This window comes from Formosa algae, from assembly GCF_001439665.1.
GTDB lineage: Bacteria > Bacteroidota > Bacteroidia > Flavobacteriales > Flavobacteriaceae > Formosa > Formosa algae.
Genome location: NZ_LMAK01000080.1, coordinates 1 through 18078, shown reverse-complemented (window position 1 = coordinate 18078; position 18078 = coordinate 1). Strand labels below are relative to the sequence as shown.

The following is an 18078-nucleotide window of genomic DNA, read 5'->3' as shown; positions in this document are numbered from 1 at the left end:
AAAAAACTCTTTTTATCTTTGATTAAATATCAATACTCAAATGGAAGCAACTAAAAATATCATTTTAACACATGATGAAATCAATCATAAAATTAAACGTATCGCGTATCAAATTTATGAAAGTAACGTGTACGAAGAAGAAGTTATTTTAGCAGGTATTGATAGCAATGGTTATGTCTTAGCAAAAAAACTAAAATCGGTTTTAAGTAAAATATCACCTATTAAACCTATACTTTGTAAAGTTAGTATTGATAAAAAAAATCCGAGAAACGAGATTAAAACATCTTTAAGTATTGAAGAATACCAAAACAAGTCTATTGTATTAATAGATGATGTATTAAATTCTGGAACTGCTTTAATTTATGGCGTACGTTTCTTTTTAGATGTGCCGTTAAAACAATTTAAAACAGCTGTACTTGTTAATAGAAACCATAAAAAATATCCTGTAAAGGCCGATTTTAAAGGTATTTCGTTATCTACCTCATTAAACGAGCATGTGACTGTAGATTTTGATGCTAAGCATTACGAAGCCTATTTAGACTAAATGCGACATCACCTGTTCTAACACAGCTAATTCTGTCGTATTATCTACAGGAATTACAACATCTGCCTGATTATAATAAGCAGAACGTTCAAACATATGTTTTCCTATAAACTCCATTAGTTCGTCGTCTGTTTTAAATCGGTTTAATAATGGGCGGTTTTCTTTTTCGTGCTTTAAACGACTTGTAAGTTCCTTTATTCCGGCTTTAAAATAGAAAGACTTTGCATTTTCATTTTTAGTAATGAGATCCATATTATTAGCATAACACGGTGTACCACCTCCAAGCGCCAGTACCACATTATCTTGTTCCTGTAAAAGTGCTTTTAAATATTCGTGTTCTTTTTTTCTGAAGTAAATTTCCCCTCGCACTTTAAATAATTCTGGAATAGATAACTGTTCTTGTTCTTCCATATAATCGTCTAAATCTATAAAGGGGTATTGTAAAGTTTCTGCCAACTTTCTACCTAAAGTTGACTTTCCTGACCCCATATATCCTATTAAAATTAAATTCATTAAAAGTGCTTTTTATTGATACTTAAAAACATACATAATTGCACAACAAAAAAACGAAAAAAAAATAAGAAACAGGCTTGGATTTCTAAATAAAGATGATATATTTGCACCCGCAATACGCAAAGAAAAACAATGACCTGGTAGCTCAGTTGGTAGAGCATCTCCCTTTTAAGGAGAGGGTCCTGGGTTCGAGCCCCAGCCCGGTCACAAGAAAAAGGTTAAACATATTCGTTTAACCTTTTTTATTTATACACCACCCTATTTATAATGCGCACGTGGCGGAATTGGTAGACGCGTTGGCTTGAGGGGCCAGTGTCCGTTTAGGACGTGGAAGTTCGAATCTTCTCGTGCGCACTTTTTAACTCTTTTTTATTTTTTTTCATGTTTTTAAACAGCTACACAAGTAACATAAACCATTTGTTATCAATAGTTTAAAACACATGTTTTCTTCTAAGAAAAGAACACATAAAAATGTTTTAAAAATAATATCAAAAATTAGTTGTTTATCTAAATAAAGGTCGTATATTTGCACCCTCGTTATAGAGAAAGAAAAACAATGACCTGGTAGCTCAGTTGGTAGAGCATCTCCCTTTTAAGGAGAGGGTCCTGGGTTCGAGCCCCAGCCCGGTCACAGAAAAGGTTAAACAGCAATGTTTAACCTTTTTTAATTTATATAATCTTACAAATTTCAGTATAACATTTCCTTCATTTTATACTTAAATACAATCTAATTTAAACACTCATTCCCTACGCATACAGTCACCTTTGTAGGTTTTAACCAAATTGAGGTTAAGACGTTCTTCTATTAAAACGCCATCAATTTGTTTAAAGAGCTAAATAAGCAGAGCTCAAATGGTATTAATTCTATTCTGCTAATAATTTATCTATGGTTTCTCTAACTGTTTGGCTGTTCCAGTTAGATGCTCCCGTTTTATCAATCACAATCTTGCCTGTTTTACTTATTAATAAAGTTCTTGGTATTGTAGATGTCTGCAAAGACTCTGGAACTGCTGAAATGGGTTGATGTATCGGAATTTGAAATTGGTTCTTTTTTAAGAACGCTTCGATAACTGTTTTCTCTTCATTTGAAATAAATAAAAACTGTACCTTATCTTTATAATCGTCATGTAAATCTACAAGACTTGGCATTTCGGCTATACAAGGCGGACACCAAGTAGCCCAAAAATTGACCAAAATAACGTCTCCCTGAGCAGCTTCAAAATGAAATGGCGTCCCGTTTAAATCACTTAGATTCCATTGATAAGTATCTATTTGTTTCTGATCTGCTTTAGCTTTTACAGATGGTCCAAATAACGCTAGGCCTTTTTGGATAAACACTTGAATAGGCTGCCGTGTTTGTGGAATAATTAATAACACTAAAAACACTCCAAAAATAATATTTGAAACTTTATTTTTTTTTGATTTTAACATGAGATACATGGGGTTTAAAACAGATACATTCACTATACAGATGATGCGTTTCAAATTTAGTTACAAAATTCTAAAGTATATTCAGAATGTTGTTTACAATTATATGTATTATTTTAAACCGTGTATTAACTACTAAATAAATAAAGCCACCAATAAAACCTCTTAAAACAAAATATTACCAATCTCTCCAATCTAGCATTACAACCTCTTGGCATTGTTTCAAACAATAGTTCTCTAATAACTTCTTTTCCTACCTATATATAATAGTACTTATTACTGCTGTAATTAAATCTGACTTCATATTGAATTATAAATATAAAACTCTGACAACCAAATGCATTTTAATTTGAAAACAGAAGACATGAAATCAGTTATAAATTCACCTAATTCTGAGCTTCATTTTGCCTCTTAATTACTACATAGCACCCATATAAAAATAATATGCTGTTTTTTAATCGTTTACACACAAAACCTGGTGAATACAAGACATTAAGCTTAATAAAATTGTTGTTTAAGTACGTTGCTTTGTTATTCATCTAAAAAAAAAGTTCCAAATCAGTTGTTTTACATAAATTAATAACAACTAATCCAATAATATTATTTTATGATGAAAAAATTACTTAAAAACTTATCATTTTTTGCAATTTCAACTTTAGCCGTTGGGACTGTACATGCACAAGACCCTGATGCATTTTTACATGTTAGATTTGAAAACAATCTAGAAGCAAGTACTACAGAATCTGATGGGATTACTTTTGAGGTTACCGATCCTAATGGAGAAGGTTCATTAATAGTTTATAATAGTGCGACTCCAAAAGAAGGAAGTTATGCAATAGACTTTTCTAGCTATGCTTATGATGCTGATTCTGGTGAATATACTGACAATGTAAGTATTATCGATAATTCATCTAATGTTCAAATTCAAAGTACTACCAATCATTCTATTTTAGGTGATGATGCGCGTACTTTTGCTGCTTGGATTCGTTTTGATGATATATCTGGTGGTGGAGGATCACATGTTATACTTAACATGGGAGATCCTACTTCTAGCTCTCAAGGAAGAGTAACTTGGACTTTAGCTGCTGCTCAAGACAGAATACAAATAGCAGTAGGAGGAGGTAATGTAAACGGAAATTATACTACTGGCGGAAGTACAGATTTAGAAGATGGTAACTGGCACCATGTCGCTTTTACTTATGATGATGGAGATGCCTTAGAGGATATAATCTTCTATATAGATGGTAATAAAACGACTAACGACGGAGGTAGTAATACAGGAAACTCTTTTAACACTACAAATGATTTACTTACTATTGGAAGTAGAGGAAATAATACCTTAAAATGGTTCGACGGAGGAGGAATTGATGACCTTAGAGTTTATGATGAAGCACTTAGTGAAGAAGAAATTGAACTTATTTACGGAGGTAGTTTACTTAGTATTGAAGATGTTGCTTTTGGAGATGACGAGCTTAAAGCCTATCCAAATGCAGTTGTAGATGTTTTAAACATTAAAACAACAAGTAATAGTGTTTTAGATATTAGCGTATTTGATATCACAGGAAAGGCTGTTATTAGAACTAGCGGTAAATCTGTAGATATGAGCACATTAACTACTGGACTATACATAGTTAAAGTAAGAGAAGATAACAAAGTTGCAAACTTAAAGATTCTTAAAAAATAAGATCCTATAAGTTTTAACCTTTTAATTAAAATCCTGTTGTATTTAAAACATATAACAGGATTTTTTTTTAGTCGTTAAAAAACAGAGCGTATTTAGACAAACACATTGTATTGATTAATAGCATTTAAAATATCTACTTGGCTCTATTTCCTGTTTTAGAACGATACTTTTCTACACCTTAAACCTTCCTAATTAATACGCATATTTCATGCACTCATTATACATATGAAAAACAAAAAAAACCTCCAATATATAATATGCCTACTTTACTTATTAGTTACAACTATAAGTTTTGGTCAGGCTAGTTTTGAATTCACAGGAAAACCTGCAGAATTTCATCCCGACGGTACTTTAGCGACATCTTCACCTATTACATTTGTATTAAGCAATGTTCCTAACGACGCCGATAATGCTATAAATCTTCGTTTTTACCCCTATCCAGATGGTATTCTAGTTGCAGAAGCTCCAGACAATATAAATTGGACTGCTGCTACAGACAGATTAAATATGACACTAGGACTTCTAAACGATGTAGATGTTAGCAATAGTTATTATACAACAGAAACAGTTGATAATGGAGATGAAACATTTACAAAAACCTATACCATTTTTAATGTATCTAGTAATGGTGTAGACGATACATACAAAAATGGTGGAATTATTGATGGAGATTATTATGCTCCAATTGTAAGATTAGTCCACGCCAACGGACAAGAGCGATATAACAATAATGGCGAATTGGGAGTTGGTAATGGTAACAATCCGCTTATAGTAGATCAAGCCACCTTAGATCAAAGTCCAGATACCGTTGCGACGCACTTTGTGTTTTCATACTATCCGTCAGAAGAAAATGACACTACAGGTAATGGAGAATATCCACATATCACAGCAAACTCTTCTATCGATTTATTTGGGACAGGAGATGGCTCAGGCAAACAAAATCAAATCCTAACTTTTAATGCTGTAGATAAAAAAAGTACTACTGCCAATCCTTTTGATGTTTCTGCCACCTCAACTTCCGAGTTAACAGATATCGCGTACAGCATTGTATCTGGACCTGCAACAATTAATGGCAATACGGTAACATTAGATGGTACTGTTGGGACCGTAACCCTAAAAGCAGAGCAAGCTGGTAATGCAAATTATAATGCAGCAGAAACCTTTACACAATTTGAAGTAATAGACCTTAGCACCTTCTCCCCTTCTATTTCAACACGCCTTACAGAAGATTATCCTATAGAGATGCCATCATTTTATGCGTACCCTATTTACATTACTTCCGCTATAGAAGAAGCCGACTTAATTAGCATAAATAGTATAGAAGTTTTAGTAGATGATACTCCACTCACTGTATACAGTGAAAATAATTTACACTATGCGTTATGGACTCCAGAGGCCTATGGATCACATACAATACACATCACAGCCTATGGTTCTAATGGTGAAAATACCACAATAACAAAAAACGTTGAAGTTAGTAATAGTATAAGCACTCAAAATGTAAAAACCATGGATGAAGCTGTTATTGAATACAATACAACTAACAGTCGAAATTTTTATGGCACATTTACAATGCCACAACATGTGGGAAGCTATGACAAGATTATAGCCAATTTATTAGTTGAATGTCCATCTACAACAGGAGACTGCGATAATTGGGACCGTAGAGCCTTTATTGATGTTATGGGCCCTGACGGAAATTGGATTCAGATAATTAGATACATTACCCCATACGGTGTGGGCTGTAGCCACACTATCGATTTAACCGATTATGCTAGTTTACTACAAGGCGAAGTGGAGTTTAGAATGTTTATTGATACTTGGGGCACTGGTGGCTGGCAAATATCATTAGATTTTGAATATCAGCAAGGCACACCAGAATATTTATATTCAAGTGTTGATGAATTATGGGATGGAAACTGGGATCTAGGAAATCCGGACGATTTACAACCGGTTCCTGTTGCAAACTACACTTACAATGCAAATATTTTAAGTTCCCATTTGCGTTTATCGAACACCGGTCATGGTTGGGGAGACAATAATTCTGAAAATGCAGCTGAGTTTTATAATGCTACAAATTATATTGATGTTGATGGTGAGCCAAATTATACTCAAAATTTATGGAATACGTGTAATCCAAATCCTGATAGCTGTACCGGACAACAAGGCACATGGACTTATAATAGAGCTGGATGGTGTCCAGGATCTATAGCACCGCCAGATATTGTAGATATGACCTCTCAAATCTCTAAAGGCACTGTAGATTTTAGCTATAGATTTGATCCGACTTATGTTGATTATTGTCATCCAAACAATCCTGATTGTGTTACAGGCGTTACTTGCGACGATTGTAATGATGGCTTTAAAGCACAATATTATATTGATGGACAACTTATTAATTTTAGTAACACACCATTAATACAAGCCACCTTAGGTGTTGAAGAAGTTAATAATACAGCAAATTATAAATTAAGTGCATACCCAAATCCATCTAACGGGATATTTCAAATTTCAACAACAGAGACGATTGGTAAATCTGTAATGCATATAGTGTCTGTTTCTGGAGAAATTGTAAAAACGTATTATTTTGATTCTTCTGAAGCTTTAAACAACACATCTTTTAACTTATCGTCTCTAGCTAAAGGACTTTATTTTATAACCATAGATAATAACGCAGGACAAGGTAGTTTTAAACTTATTCTTAAGTAAACTTTCTATTGCTAATAGCTTATCAATACGTCCTATAACAAAAAAATCTAGCCTAATAAGGCTAGATTTTTTTATTTATAATACAGTTGTTAAAAACGTGACTTAAAATTACGCTTTAGCATTTTCTTTCTTAATTAAGTTTAATGCAGAACCTTCTTTATACCATGCAATTTGAGCCGCATTATAAGTATGATTTGCAACAACTACATCTTTAGAACCATCTGCATGTACAAACTCTATTGAAAGTGGTTTGTCTGGAGCAAATTCATTTAAATCTAAAAAGTTAATGGTATCGTCCTCCTGAATTAAATCGTAATCTGCTTCATTATCGAAAGTTAATCCTAACATCCCTTGTTTTTTAAGGTTTGTTTCATGAATACGAGCAAAAGACTTCACTAACACAGCAGCCACACCTAAATGACGAGGTTCCATAGCGGCATGTTCACGAGAAGATCCTTCACCATAGTTATGATCTCCAACCACTATAGATTTAATACCAGCAGCCTTATATTCACGAGCTGTATCTGGAACACCAGCATAATCACCCGTTAATTGATTTTTTACAAAATTTGTTTTCTTATTGTATGCATTTACTGCACCAATTAAACAGTTATTAGAAATATTATCTAAATGTCCACGGAAACGTAACCATGGTCCTGCCATAGAAATATGGTCTGTTGTACATTTTCCGAATGCTTTAATTAATAATTTAGCACCGGTAATAGAATCACCTAATGGTGTAAATGGTTCTAATAATTGTAAACGCTCAGAATCTGGACTAACAGATACTACAACACCACTTCCGTCTTCATCTGGAGCTAAGTAACCGTTATCTTTAACTTCAAAACCTTTTGGAGGTAATTCCCATCCTGTTGGCTCATCGAACATCACTTCTTCCCCATCTTCATTAATCAGCTTGTCAGTCATCGGATTAAAATCTAAACGTCCCGCAATGGCAATTGCTGCCACCATTTCTGGAGAGGCTACAAAAGCATGCGTATTTGGATTTCCATCGGCACGTTTAGCAAAGTTTCTGTTAAACGAGTGGATGATGCTATTTTTAGGCGCATTCTTAGGATCGCTATATCTTGCCCATTGCCCAATACATGGTCCGCAAGCATTGGTAAATATTTTAGCATCCAATTTCTCAAAAATTTCAAGAATTCCGTCACGCTCTGTTGTATATCTAACTTTTTCTGAACCTGGATTAATACCAAAATCAGCTTTTGTTTTTAAGTTTTTATCTAAAGCTTGTTGCGCAATAGATGATGCACGAGATAAATCTTCGTAAGACGAGTTCGTACACGATCCAATTAAACCCCATTCCACTTTTAAAGGCCAATCATTCGCTTTGGCTTTTTCAGTCATTGAAGCGCCAACAGGTGTAGATAAATCTGGCGTAAATGGTCCGTTTAATAATGGTGTTAATACAGATAAATCAATTTCAATAACTTCATCAAAATACGTTTCTGGATCTGCGTAAACCTCGGGATCTGCAGTTAAATACGATTTTACTGCGTTTGCAGCATCTGCTACATCTTCACGTTCTGTGGCACGTAAGTAACGCTCCATAGATTCGTCGTAACCAAATGTAGATGTTGTTGCACCAATTTCGGCTCCCATATTACAAATGGTACCTTTACCGGTACACGACATAGATGTTGCACCTTCACCAAAATATTCTACGATAGCACCCGTACCTCCTTTTACAGTCAAAATTTCGGCTACTTTTAAAATGACATCTTTAGGCGCAGTCCAACCCGATAATTTTCCGGTTAACTTCACTCCTATTAATTTAGGAAATTTTAATTCCCATGCCATTCCTGCCATCACATCTACAGCATCTGCACCACCAACACCAATAGCTACCATACCTAAACCACCTGCATTTACAGTATGAGAATCGGTACCAATCATCATTCCGCCTGGGAATGCATAATTTTCTAAAACCACTTGGTGAATAATACCTGCTCCTGGTTTCCAGAATCCGATACCATATTTATTAGATACAGACTCTAAAAATTTAAACACTTCACTACTTACATCGTTTGCGTGTTTTAAATCTGTAGACGCACCATCTTTAGCTTGAATTAAGTGATCGCAATGTACCGTAGTTGGTACAGCGACATTATCTTTACCAGCTTGCATAAATTGCAATAAAGCCATTTGCGCAGTCGCATCTTGACATGCAATTCTATCTGGAGCAAAATCCACATAGTCTTTCCCTCTTGTAAATGCTTTATCAGGAGTCCCGTCCCATAAATGAGAATATAAAATCTTTTCAGAAAGCGTTAACGGTTTGCCTACAATGCCGCGTGCTTTGTCTACACGATCCGCCATTTTGGTGTACACACCTTTTATCATGTCTATGTCAAATGCCATAAAATTTCGTTTTTTTTTGTTATTTGAATTTAGTCTAAGTTACAAAATGTGAATGAGTAATAAAAAAGATAATATTATATAGAATGATTATAAAATAGAATCTTTTAACTTAATATTCTGAATAATAACACATCATAATTTTTAGTATGTAACAAGAAGGCATATACTGAACAAATTTACTGACCATTTGTACTAAACACTAACTCTAAGTCGATACAAATTAGGTCGCGTAATAACAATAGAAATAAGAATAAAACAAGCAATATATAGGATTGACATTTCTCTAATTCTGAATCCTTAAAAGTTGAAAATGTATATTATAAATGCAGATTATTTTACAAGAATTTTTTTCTGAATACTATTCCCTAAATGATCCAAAACAGTAATAATATGTTCGCCTACATTTAAGTCTATAGCAACTTCATTAAAATTAGTAGTCGATTTTAAAAAGGTATCGTCTACATACCAATACAAAGTCGCATTGGCATCATTATGAGCTACTTTAAAAATTACTTTATTCCGTGCTCCAGAAATTCCTTTAGGTACTATTATAGTATTAGTGTTTACAGGTTCTGAAAAAGCCATAACAGTTGTAGCTTCCCCTTTACAACCATCTCTTAAAGGAGGTACTGTTTTATAATCGACATTATTTTTTTTGTAATACCAAGCCATTAAAGGCGGTAAAACAAATTGAGACACTGTATTTATATGACTTAGTTTTTCACAAGACGTATTGACTTGATAGGTTCTTGTCTGATCTAAATGAATTAATTTATGATACTTACATAATGTTGTTTCTAAACCTTTAGCTGGTATTTTTTGTAGTGTACTCGGACAAATATCACTAGCTAATTGTCCACTTTTAGTACATATTTTAGTATCAATTAAATCGTCATAAGGTGTTGCAAACCATTCCGATTTTGGTAGTATGTCAAACAAATCAAACATTACCGGTGCAGCAGCACTCGTACCTGTTACGCCAGGTCTTCCTTCACCGTCAGCATTTCCTACCCAAACACCTACCACATAATCTTTTGTAACACCAACACTCCAAGCATCTCTATTACCATAACTCGTTCCTGTTTTCCATGCAATTTCTTGTGCAGAATTATAATAACGCCATGAATTATCTATACTCGGTCTATTAAGTTCTTTCATCGCTTCAAACCCAAAATAAATACTACCCGCATTAAGATGTGATTTATCAAAAGTTAAAGCTCCTAAATCAGCATTAAATTCTTTGTTGTAATTGGGTTGTTGAAATTCGTTTACATAATACTGACTAGAATTTGAATTAAAATGCACAAGAGTTGATGCTAGATTACTATATGCACTACAGATATCCCATAAACTACCTTCGGCACCGCCAAGTATTAATGAGAGTCCATAATGATCTGCCCCTTTATTAATATCTGATATTGAAAGTGATTGTAAATCATCATAAAACCGTGTTATACCATACGAATATAACATTCTAACAGCGGGAATATTAAGTGATTTTGCTAAAGCCAATTTTGCTGAAACTGCTCCTAGATATTCTAACGTGAAGTTCTCAGGCTTATAATTACCTATTGTAGTTGGCACATCTGGCAATATGGTTTCGGGTAACAACTCTCCGGTATCTAACATAGACATATATAAAAAAGGCTTTAAAATACTTCCTGTACTTCTAGGAGCTGTAATTATATCAACATCTTTATGGTGTGCTTTAGTTGTATTTGTGTTTCCGATATAGCTTATCACTTTTTTAGTTTTAACATCCAAAATAAGAGCAGCCATATTATATACACCATTTTGAGATTGTAGTGTGTAATGTTTATTTACTATTTGTAGTGCTAATTCCTGTACGGTGAGATCTATTGATGTTTTAATACGTTCTCCTCTATTCTTTTTCGCTACCCTTTGTAATAAATGAGGAGCTACTTGAGGTAAGTTTTTAGGTTTAGTAGGAATGTCTTCTTCTATAGATAAATTATAAGTTGTTTGATCTATAATATGAGATTCTAACAACTTCTTTAATAACCGATTTCGTTTTTTTAAAAGTAAATCTGCGTTTTTACCTGGATACAATAAACTTGGAGCATTTGGTAATACGGCAAGCATTGCACTTTGTCCCCATGATAATTTTGTAGGAGCCACATTAAAATATCTCCACGAAGCAGCTTCTAAACCAACCACATTACCACCATAAGGCGCATGTGAAACATACATTTTTAAAATCTTTTCTTTTGAAAATTTAAATTCTAATCGTGTTGCTAAAATTAACTCTTTAAGTTTTTCAAAGTACGATCTGCTTTGTCCTTGTCGGGAAAGTCTAATGACTTGTTGGGTTATCGTGCTACCACCTCTTACTGTTTTTTTTGCTTTTATATTAGCCCTAAGAGCATTGAACATGGATATAGGATTAAAACCTGGATGCTCATAAAAATGTTCGTCTTCAAATTGAACGATACAGTATTTAAATTTATCAGGAACAACATCTAAATCAGGGAATCGCCACTGTCCGTCACTAGCTATTAAAGCACCCAACAATTCACCATCTTTACTTTCTATTAGGGTTGAGTTGGGTGTAATAAATAATTTTTCGGGAAGACAAAATATATAACATAGGCCAAAAACAACTATTAAAAACGTCTTAAACCTATGTTTTTTTAAATATATTCTAAGCTTAACTAAGCCTTTATTTATTCTAATACTTGTACCCATTGTCCTTTTGTACGTGCAAAGAAATCATTATCATACATGGCTTCTACCTGCATTCCAGGCAAATAATAACTCCCTAAATAGGACGCATTAAGCAAAACTTTAAAACTCTTGGTTTCATTAGATTTTAAATCGAAGTAATAATTAACTCTATCGTCTCGTACATCTTCATAGGTAATGTTACTATTTCTAGAATTATTAAGATTAAACCTTGTATTTATAATTTCCCATCCTGAAGGAAACAAAGCACTTAAAGCAACATCATCCACAGCTAACTGCTTATTATTTTTTAAGGTTATATTTGCAACGAAATTAGTTCCTTGCAGAATTTTATTTACATCAATCGTTTTACCTAATCTATCAGTAAAACTCATAGTCACTGAAATATTTTTCTCAATAACCTTTTCATTTCCTATAGGTAAAATCCCGCTATTTAATAATCGAACATAAACAATATTATCTTTATTATTTTTAATTTGAATCGTATTGCTACCTGATTTCACATTAAAATTATCTAGAACTATAGCCTTGTCAGATTTTACAGTTTCTTGTTTTTTACCATTAAATTTGTAACTGATACTAATACCTTCATTACCTATAAAATTAGCATATTTTGACATCGCTAAAAGGCAATATGAAGTAGTTTGAGTACTCATATAAGTGTCACTTGTTAATGATGAAGCGATAATATCTGCAATTTCTTTTGCTTTAAATTCATCATCTAACACAATATAAGTCTCTAAAAACATCGCTAGGTTTCGTAATTCAGAACCATAATTATTTTCATTTTTAGCCGCAATTTCTAAATCTCCGTTATACCCATAATCGGCTATTAATGCTTTAGCCACATCTTTTTTACCTGTTATAGCATAAGTTGCAGCAAGTCTTAATTTCGCTAAGGCATTTAAATTACCTTGAAGCGCAAGCTCTCTTAGCCTATTCATAGATGATTTGTCAGGATTTCTAGCCAATGCCAGTGTATATAAACGATAAGCTTGTGCTAATTGATTTCCATTAGAGCTCCAGCCTTCAGAGGCTTTCTTTTGATAATTTATCCATTTGGTTTTAAAATTAATAGGTAGTACAAACCCTTTTTTCTCTGCTTCTAGGAAAAAATGTCCGACATAACTTGTAGACCAATCATCTACTGTATTCTGATTTTGCCAATATGAAAACCCTCCACTTGATTTCTGAAATTTTGATAATCTATCAATAGCAGATTCTATATTTTTTTGTGTTGCTGCTTTCTTTTCTTCAGATATTTTAAAAACATCATTTAAATATAATTGAGGAAAAGCTCCAGAGGTTGTCTGCTCTACACAACCATGAGGATACGCAATTAAATACTGTAATCTACCTGTAAAATCTATAGGTTGAAAACTAGACAACTCTAACTGTGCTTTATTCGTATCAATAACTCCAAACGTATTAAAATCTAAAGTTTGTGATGCATTAGGTTGTAATGCAATATCTATAGCTTCAATACTTTCTGGATTCGGATTAAAAGCATTTAACTCTAAATTATAGGAAGCGTGTTCTCCGTGGCCACTAACACTAATATCTATTTTTCCAATACCATCTTTAAGCACTTCTACATCGAAATAAGCCATTTTTTCGTCTGGACTGGCATATGTAATTGTTTTAGAGGATGCGCCAATAACTTTAAAAATATCATTTGACGTAATAGATACTTTTACTGTTTTAATTTTGTTTTCTAAAGCAAAAACAGTGATTGGAATTCTAACTTTTTCTCCTGGAACTACTTTTCTTGCCATAGACGCTAAAACCATTAAAGGTTTTCTAACAGCCGTCGCTTTTCCTGCACTTCCATAAGCTTCCGTTTCTGGGTTATGAGCAACCACCATTGTTTTAACAGAACCAATATATTTAGGTATTTTAATACGATGTGTCTTACTGCCATTTTTATCTAACTGAAATGGCCCTTTATAAATAACAACAGGTTTAAATCTATTTGCTTTCTGATTTTTACTACCAGCAAGCATATCATCTCCACCAATACTAAATACTTGATTAATATGACCTCCAAAAGCACCAATAATCTCATCGTAAACATCCCATGTTTTTACCCCTAAAGCTTCTTTTTTATAGAATACAGACCAAGGATCTGGTGTTTTAAATCGTGTAAGGTCTAACAAACCTTCATCTACAATAGCGATAGAATACGTCATTGCTTTTCCGTTCTCTTCACTAATTTTTACGGTAACTTCTTCCTCCGGCTTTAAAACATCTGGCATATTAATTACAGGCTGAAGCTTTGTTTCTGGATTTTCTATAGCTATACCTGTAATACCATACATTCTAATGGGTAAATCGTTTTTTGTATTGTTATGATTTTGCAATAAACTAATGTTTATAAACACATTTGGTGTCATCTCTTTAGTTATTGGCAATTCAAATTTAGTATCGCCTTTGCTTGCCTTAACCCAAAACCCTTTAAGCACTCCGGTTCCATTTTCTAAAGTTACTAATGCTCTACCAGAACCAGATGATGGAAATGTAACTGTTGCTGTTTCTCCAACTTGATATTTTTCTTTATCTGTAGAAAATGAAAGCATCGTTGCCGAAGACGGATCTCCTTTTCTTGCCTTTCCAGCCCAACCTGGCCAATCTACAAATATCATTTTAGCTGTTGAATGTCCCGACTCTGGATTTGTAACGTATACTAAATAACGTCCCCATTCTGGATATTTCAATTCAAATTCAAATGTTCCCTTTCCGCTAGCATCTGTAGAAACTTGTGTGGTAAATTCTTCGTTTTTACTGGAACTTGTATCAAAAGAGGATAAGTTATCTTCATCTTCATTCCACCACCAATTACTATTTATTTTATAAATCGCTACTTTTAAATCTTTTACAGCTTTTGGTTTCCCATAAGCATCAACTGTAGCCACTTCAAATTTATGTTTAGTATCTGTAAGTAACATATTTCTTGAAGCATCTCCTTTTGGAGTAAGCAAACCCACATAAGATGTATACGACGCATAATTTACAGCAAAAGCATCTGAACTAAAATCGCCTCCTTCTTCATAGACTTTAGATAAAAATGTGGCTCTTAACAATCCTGCTGGACTGTTTTTTGTATTGGGTTTAAATGTAAATTGTGCTTTACCACTTTCATTGACCTTACCATCGAAAACAACTTTGTCTTGAGAGGTAAACGTTTTGGTAGGATCATCGAACTCAAAACCTGGAAATGCTTTAAATTCTGTTTTAATAGGGTTAAAACTTACTGTGACGTCTGTTTTTAAATCTTTTGCAATGGCGCCATGTAACCACAAAGCCTCAAGATTTCCTGTTACCAATTTGTTTGCAGTAATTAAATCTTCATCTAGAGACGTTTTTATTTTTAACCTATTAGGTTTTATAGTTTCTATTTTTAAGACTTTAGTAAAATTAGCACCTCCAACACTTACTTTAGCCATCCAAGACCCTGTATAATCATCTGGATCTGTTGGAACCGTAAAGCGATAAAAATTATTTAAACCTTGAGTACTAATTTCTGAAGAATATAAGTTTCCATAGGGATTAAAAACTTCTAATTTAACAGGATGATTCTTTGGTAATTTGTTGTTTTTATCATTTAACATAAACGATAAATGAATGGTATCTCCTGGTCTCCAAACACCTCGTTCTCCATAAATAAACCCTTTTAAACCCCGCTTTAATTCGGCTCCAGACACATCAAACTTACTAACCGATAAAGACTTACCATCATTTAATCGCACATATGTACTTATTTTATTTTTAGTAACGATTACAAAATAGGCTTTAGCAGCTGCTGAAAAAGTTAGTTTCCCTTCACTGTCTGTATTTTGGCGACCAATTAATTGTTGTTGGTAATTATAAAACTTCACATCTGCATCTGCAATTGGATTTGTATTTACAATATCACTAGCTGCAATAAAATAGGTGTATTTCTTACCTTCTTTTACAATGACTCCAATATTAGAGGCTAAAATGTTAGAGCTAACTTTTTTATTGACATAGTATGAGTTTTCACATGGATTATCTGAATCTCTCCAACTATAATCATCATAGTAGTATGAAGAATCCCAATTACTAAATTCAGCTTCTTCTTGATCATAATTAATAGTTTCTTCCTCTATTAATTCATCATTTTCATTCTCACATTTATAATTTGAATAGCTTTTTTTAAAGCTAAGTTCTACTCTGTAAATTGCTCCGGGATCAGGGTTTATAATTGCTTTTAAATCTACAGAATATGCCTTCCAATTAGAAAGATCGTCACCAGAACCACTTAAATTAATTGTTTTTTTAGCTATAGGTCTAGCAACTCTTAAAAGTTCGTCACTACCTCCTAAATCGTTATTTTGTAAAAACTGTAATACATTGTCTTCAAAAATTTTAATGATTGTAACATCGACAGCTTTTAGGCTAACTGCTTCAAAATTAAATTTTAAATTTTCAGAATTAGGAAGTATGGTACCGTTTTGTAATAATCTTACTTGTGGTTTTATTTCTTCAAAAGTAATTTCTTGGGTTACACTACTTTTTAATGTATTTCCATAACTACTTTTTACGCTTCTGTGTATTGTAATTTCTTTAGTGTCTTTAACATCTTGAATATAGACTTTGACAATATTATTAGATTTAGAAAAAGAAAGGTTGCCTTGACCTTGTATTGTTATTAAACCATCTAAATTTTGGTTGCTATTAACAGGATCTGAGAAGTTAATTTCTACGTATTTACTCTCTTCATCAAATACATTAATACCTATGACTTTAAAATTATTTTTCCCGGGTATTTCGTACGTATAGTCACCTTTCGTATCAATGTCAAAATCGCTTCCATCCCATTCTATTTCTATTTCAGAGTCATTTTCAAAACGTTGAATACTATCTATTTTAAACTTGAAATAGTTACCATCGATGTTTTCACTCACAATTTTAATAGGTAACGTTTTCCCATTTTGCTTAACAGTAACTACTTTTTTTGCGGTCGATGTTAAAATATCATCACTAGATTTTATAATACCATTTAAATATTGCCAATCTCTTGAGTAGCTTTGCAGGTTTTTTGTATTGACCTGAAAGTCTTGTTTTATGGTTTTAACATCGAAAATAAACGTCTTAAATTCACGACTAACATCTTGTAAGGCTCCTAAATCTAATTCAAAAGTATATCGCGTATCTGAATCGAATCTTTCATTAGGTATAAAAGCAATAGTCCTATTATTAAGCGCCATTACCTTTCCTGAAATTTTAGGAGACACACTAAGAATACTTTGATCTAACTCTACTTCTGAAGATACATCCTTCATCGGATTAATTAAAACAATTTTAATCTGATCTTTGGTTGAAATAACTCCTGAGGACACTTCGAAGATATGGTCTTTAAATTTTTGAATATTACTTAAAGAGACGCTAGGTTTATCATCACATCCTACAAAAAATATGAAACAGATAAATAATAATAAAGACGTTGTTTTTTTAGTTAGCATATTTTGGTTGGATGTTTAAACAAATTTATAAAAATAGTAGACATAAATTCATTAATTCGGATAAAGAAGCAAGATCATACATAGCAAAAAAAAGCCCGAGTCTGATTTAGACACGGGCTTTTAATTTATGATTTAAATCTATGAATTAGATAGATAATAATTTACTTGAAGGCTTAAATTTTGTTAAGTTAATACCCTCTACTGCTTCTTGATATTCTGCTAAATTAGGCGTTCTTCCTAAGATAGTTGATAAGACTACAACTGGAGTTGAAGATAATAAAGACTCTCCTTTTTTCTCTCCAGAATCTTTAACCACACGTCCTTGGAATAAACGCGTAGATGTTGCCATTACTGTATCTCCTGGTTCAGCTTTTTCTTGATTACCCATACAAAGGTTACACCCTGGACGCTCTAAATATAGCATGTTTTCGTATCCTGTACGTGCTACTGCTTTTGGATCGTTATCATCAAATTCGAAACCAGAATATTTTTGTAATACTTCCCAGTCTCCTTCTGCTTTTAACTCATCTACAATATTGTAAGTTGGAGGCGCAACAACTAAAGGCGCTTTAAATTCAACTTTACCTTTTTGTCTCTCGATGTTCTTCAACATTTGAGCTAATATTTTCATA

9 protein-coding genes and 3 tRNA genes are annotated in these 18078 nt (G+C 33.1%); 6 read left to right on the top strand and 6 right to left on the bottom strand.

The window, feature by feature from the left end; translation table 11 throughout:
• Positions 1 to 40: 40 nt before the first annotated feature.
• Positions 41 to 544: a phosphoribosyltransferase family protein gene (locus tag AST99_RS17805; RefSeq protein ID WP_057784115.1), complete on the top strand. Its 504-nt coding sequence runs from the start codon at positions 41 to 43 to the stop codon at positions 542 to 544.
• Here AST99_RS17805 and AST99_RS17800 read toward each other — a convergent pair.
• The gene (locus AST99_RS17800; protein WP_057784113.1) at positions 536 to 1057 is read right to left on the bottom strand and encodes a shikimate kinase; all 522 of its coding nucleotides are present in this window, start codon (positions 1055 to 1057) and stop codon (positions 536 to 538) included. The genes AST99_RS17805 and AST99_RS17800 overlap by 9 nt on opposite strands.
• Positions 1058 to 1191: 134 nt before the next feature.
• Between AST99_RS17800 and AST99_RS17795 the strand changes: the two genes are divergently transcribed.
• The 3 genes from AST99_RS17795 (at position 1192) to AST99_RS17785 (ending at position 1688) form a co-directional block, all read left to right on the top strand.
• Positions 1192 to 1264: transfer RNA gene (locus tag AST99_RS17795), tRNA-Lys, on the top strand.
• A 62-nt stretch (positions 1265 to 1326) separates the two neighbouring features.
• A tRNA-Leu gene (locus AST99_RS17790) sits at positions 1327 to 1411 on the top strand.
• Between the two features lie 204 nt (positions 1412 to 1615).
• Positions 1616 to 1688 (top strand) — tRNA-Lys (locus AST99_RS17785).
• A gap of 233 nt (positions 1689 to 1921) precedes the next feature.
• Here AST99_RS17785 and AST99_RS17780 read toward each other — a convergent pair.
• Complete coding sequence (locus AST99_RS17780) at positions 1922 to 2488, bottom strand: TlpA family protein disulfide reductase (RefSeq protein ID WP_057784111.1); 567 nt, start codon at positions 2486 to 2488, stop codon at positions 1922 to 1924.
• A 604-nt stretch (positions 2489 to 3092) separates the two neighbouring features.
• Between AST99_RS17780 and AST99_RS17775 the strand changes: the two genes are divergently transcribed.
• Entirely contained in the window at positions 3093 to 4169 is a 1077-nt protein-coding gene (locus AST99_RS17775; RefSeq protein WP_083495727.1) for a LamG-like jellyroll fold domain-containing protein, read from the top strand.
• A gap of 225 nt (positions 4170 to 4394) precedes the next feature.
• Positions 4395 to 6878, top strand: coding sequence for a T9SS type A sorting domain-containing protein (locus AST99_RS17770; RefSeq protein ID WP_057784107.1), 2484 nt, complete (start codon positions 4395 to 4397; stop codon positions 6876 to 6878).
• Between the two features lie 108 nt (positions 6879 to 6986).
• On the opposite strand, the gene AST99_RS17765 is transcribed toward AST99_RS17770, so the two are convergent.
• From AST99_RS17765 to AST99_RS17750, 4 genes are all read right to left on the bottom strand, one after another.
• Entirely contained in the window at positions 6987 to 9260 is a 2274-nt protein-coding gene (locus AST99_RS17765; RefSeq protein WP_057784106.1) for an aconitate hydratase, read from the bottom strand.
• 330 nt (positions 9261 to 9590) lie between these two features.
• A complete protein-coding gene (gene pbpC, locus AST99_RS17760; protein WP_057784104.1) occupies positions 9591 to 11966 on the bottom strand; it encodes a penicillin-binding protein 1C in 2376 nt (791 codons plus the stop codon).
• Positions 11945 to 17446 (bottom strand): alpha-2-macroglobulin family protein, encoded by a 5502-nt coding sequence (locus AST99_RS17755; protein ID WP_057784102.1) that lies wholly within the window; start codon positions 17444 to 17446, stop codon positions 11945 to 11947. The genes pbpC and AST99_RS17755 overlap by 22 nt, the downstream gene beginning before the upstream one ends.
• A 145-nt stretch (positions 17447 to 17591) precedes the next feature.
• A partial coding sequence (locus AST99_RS17750) for an aconitase family protein (RefSeq protein WP_057784100.1) occupies positions 17592 to 18078 on the bottom strand: 487 nt, incomplete at its 5' end.

Bases quoted from the DNA above. Each gene is read 5' to 3' on its own strand.
- AST99_RS17800 (WP_057784113.1), bottom strand. From the start codon at position 1,057: ATGAATTTAATTTTAATAGGATATATGGGGTCAGGAAAGTCAACTTTA.
- pbpC (WP_057784104.1), bottom strand. From the start codon at position 11,966: ATGGGTACAAGTATTAGAATAAATAAAGGCTTAGTTAAGCTTAGAATA.
- AST99_RS17780 (WP_057784111.1), bottom strand. From the start codon at position 2,488: ATGTTAAAATCAAAAAAAAATAAAGTTTCAAATATTATTTTTGGAGTG.
- AST99_RS17805 (WP_057784115.1), top strand. From the start codon at position 41: ATGGAAGCAACTAAAAATATCATTTTAACACATGATGAAATCAATCAT.
- AST99_RS17755 (WP_057784102.1), bottom strand. From the start codon at position 17,446: ATGCTAACTAAAAAAACAACGTCTTTATTATTATTTATCTGTTTCATA.
- AST99_RS17775 (WP_083495727.1), top strand. From the start codon at position 3,093: ATGATGAAAAAATTACTTAAAAACTTATCATTTTTTGCAATTTCAACT.
- AST99_RS17770 (WP_057784107.1), top strand. From the start codon at position 4,395: ATGAAAAACAAAAAAAACCTCCAATATATAATATGCCTACTTTACTTA.
- AST99_RS17765 (WP_057784106.1), bottom strand. From the start codon at position 9,260: ATGGCATTTGACATAGACATGATAAAAGGTGTGTACACCAAAATGGCG.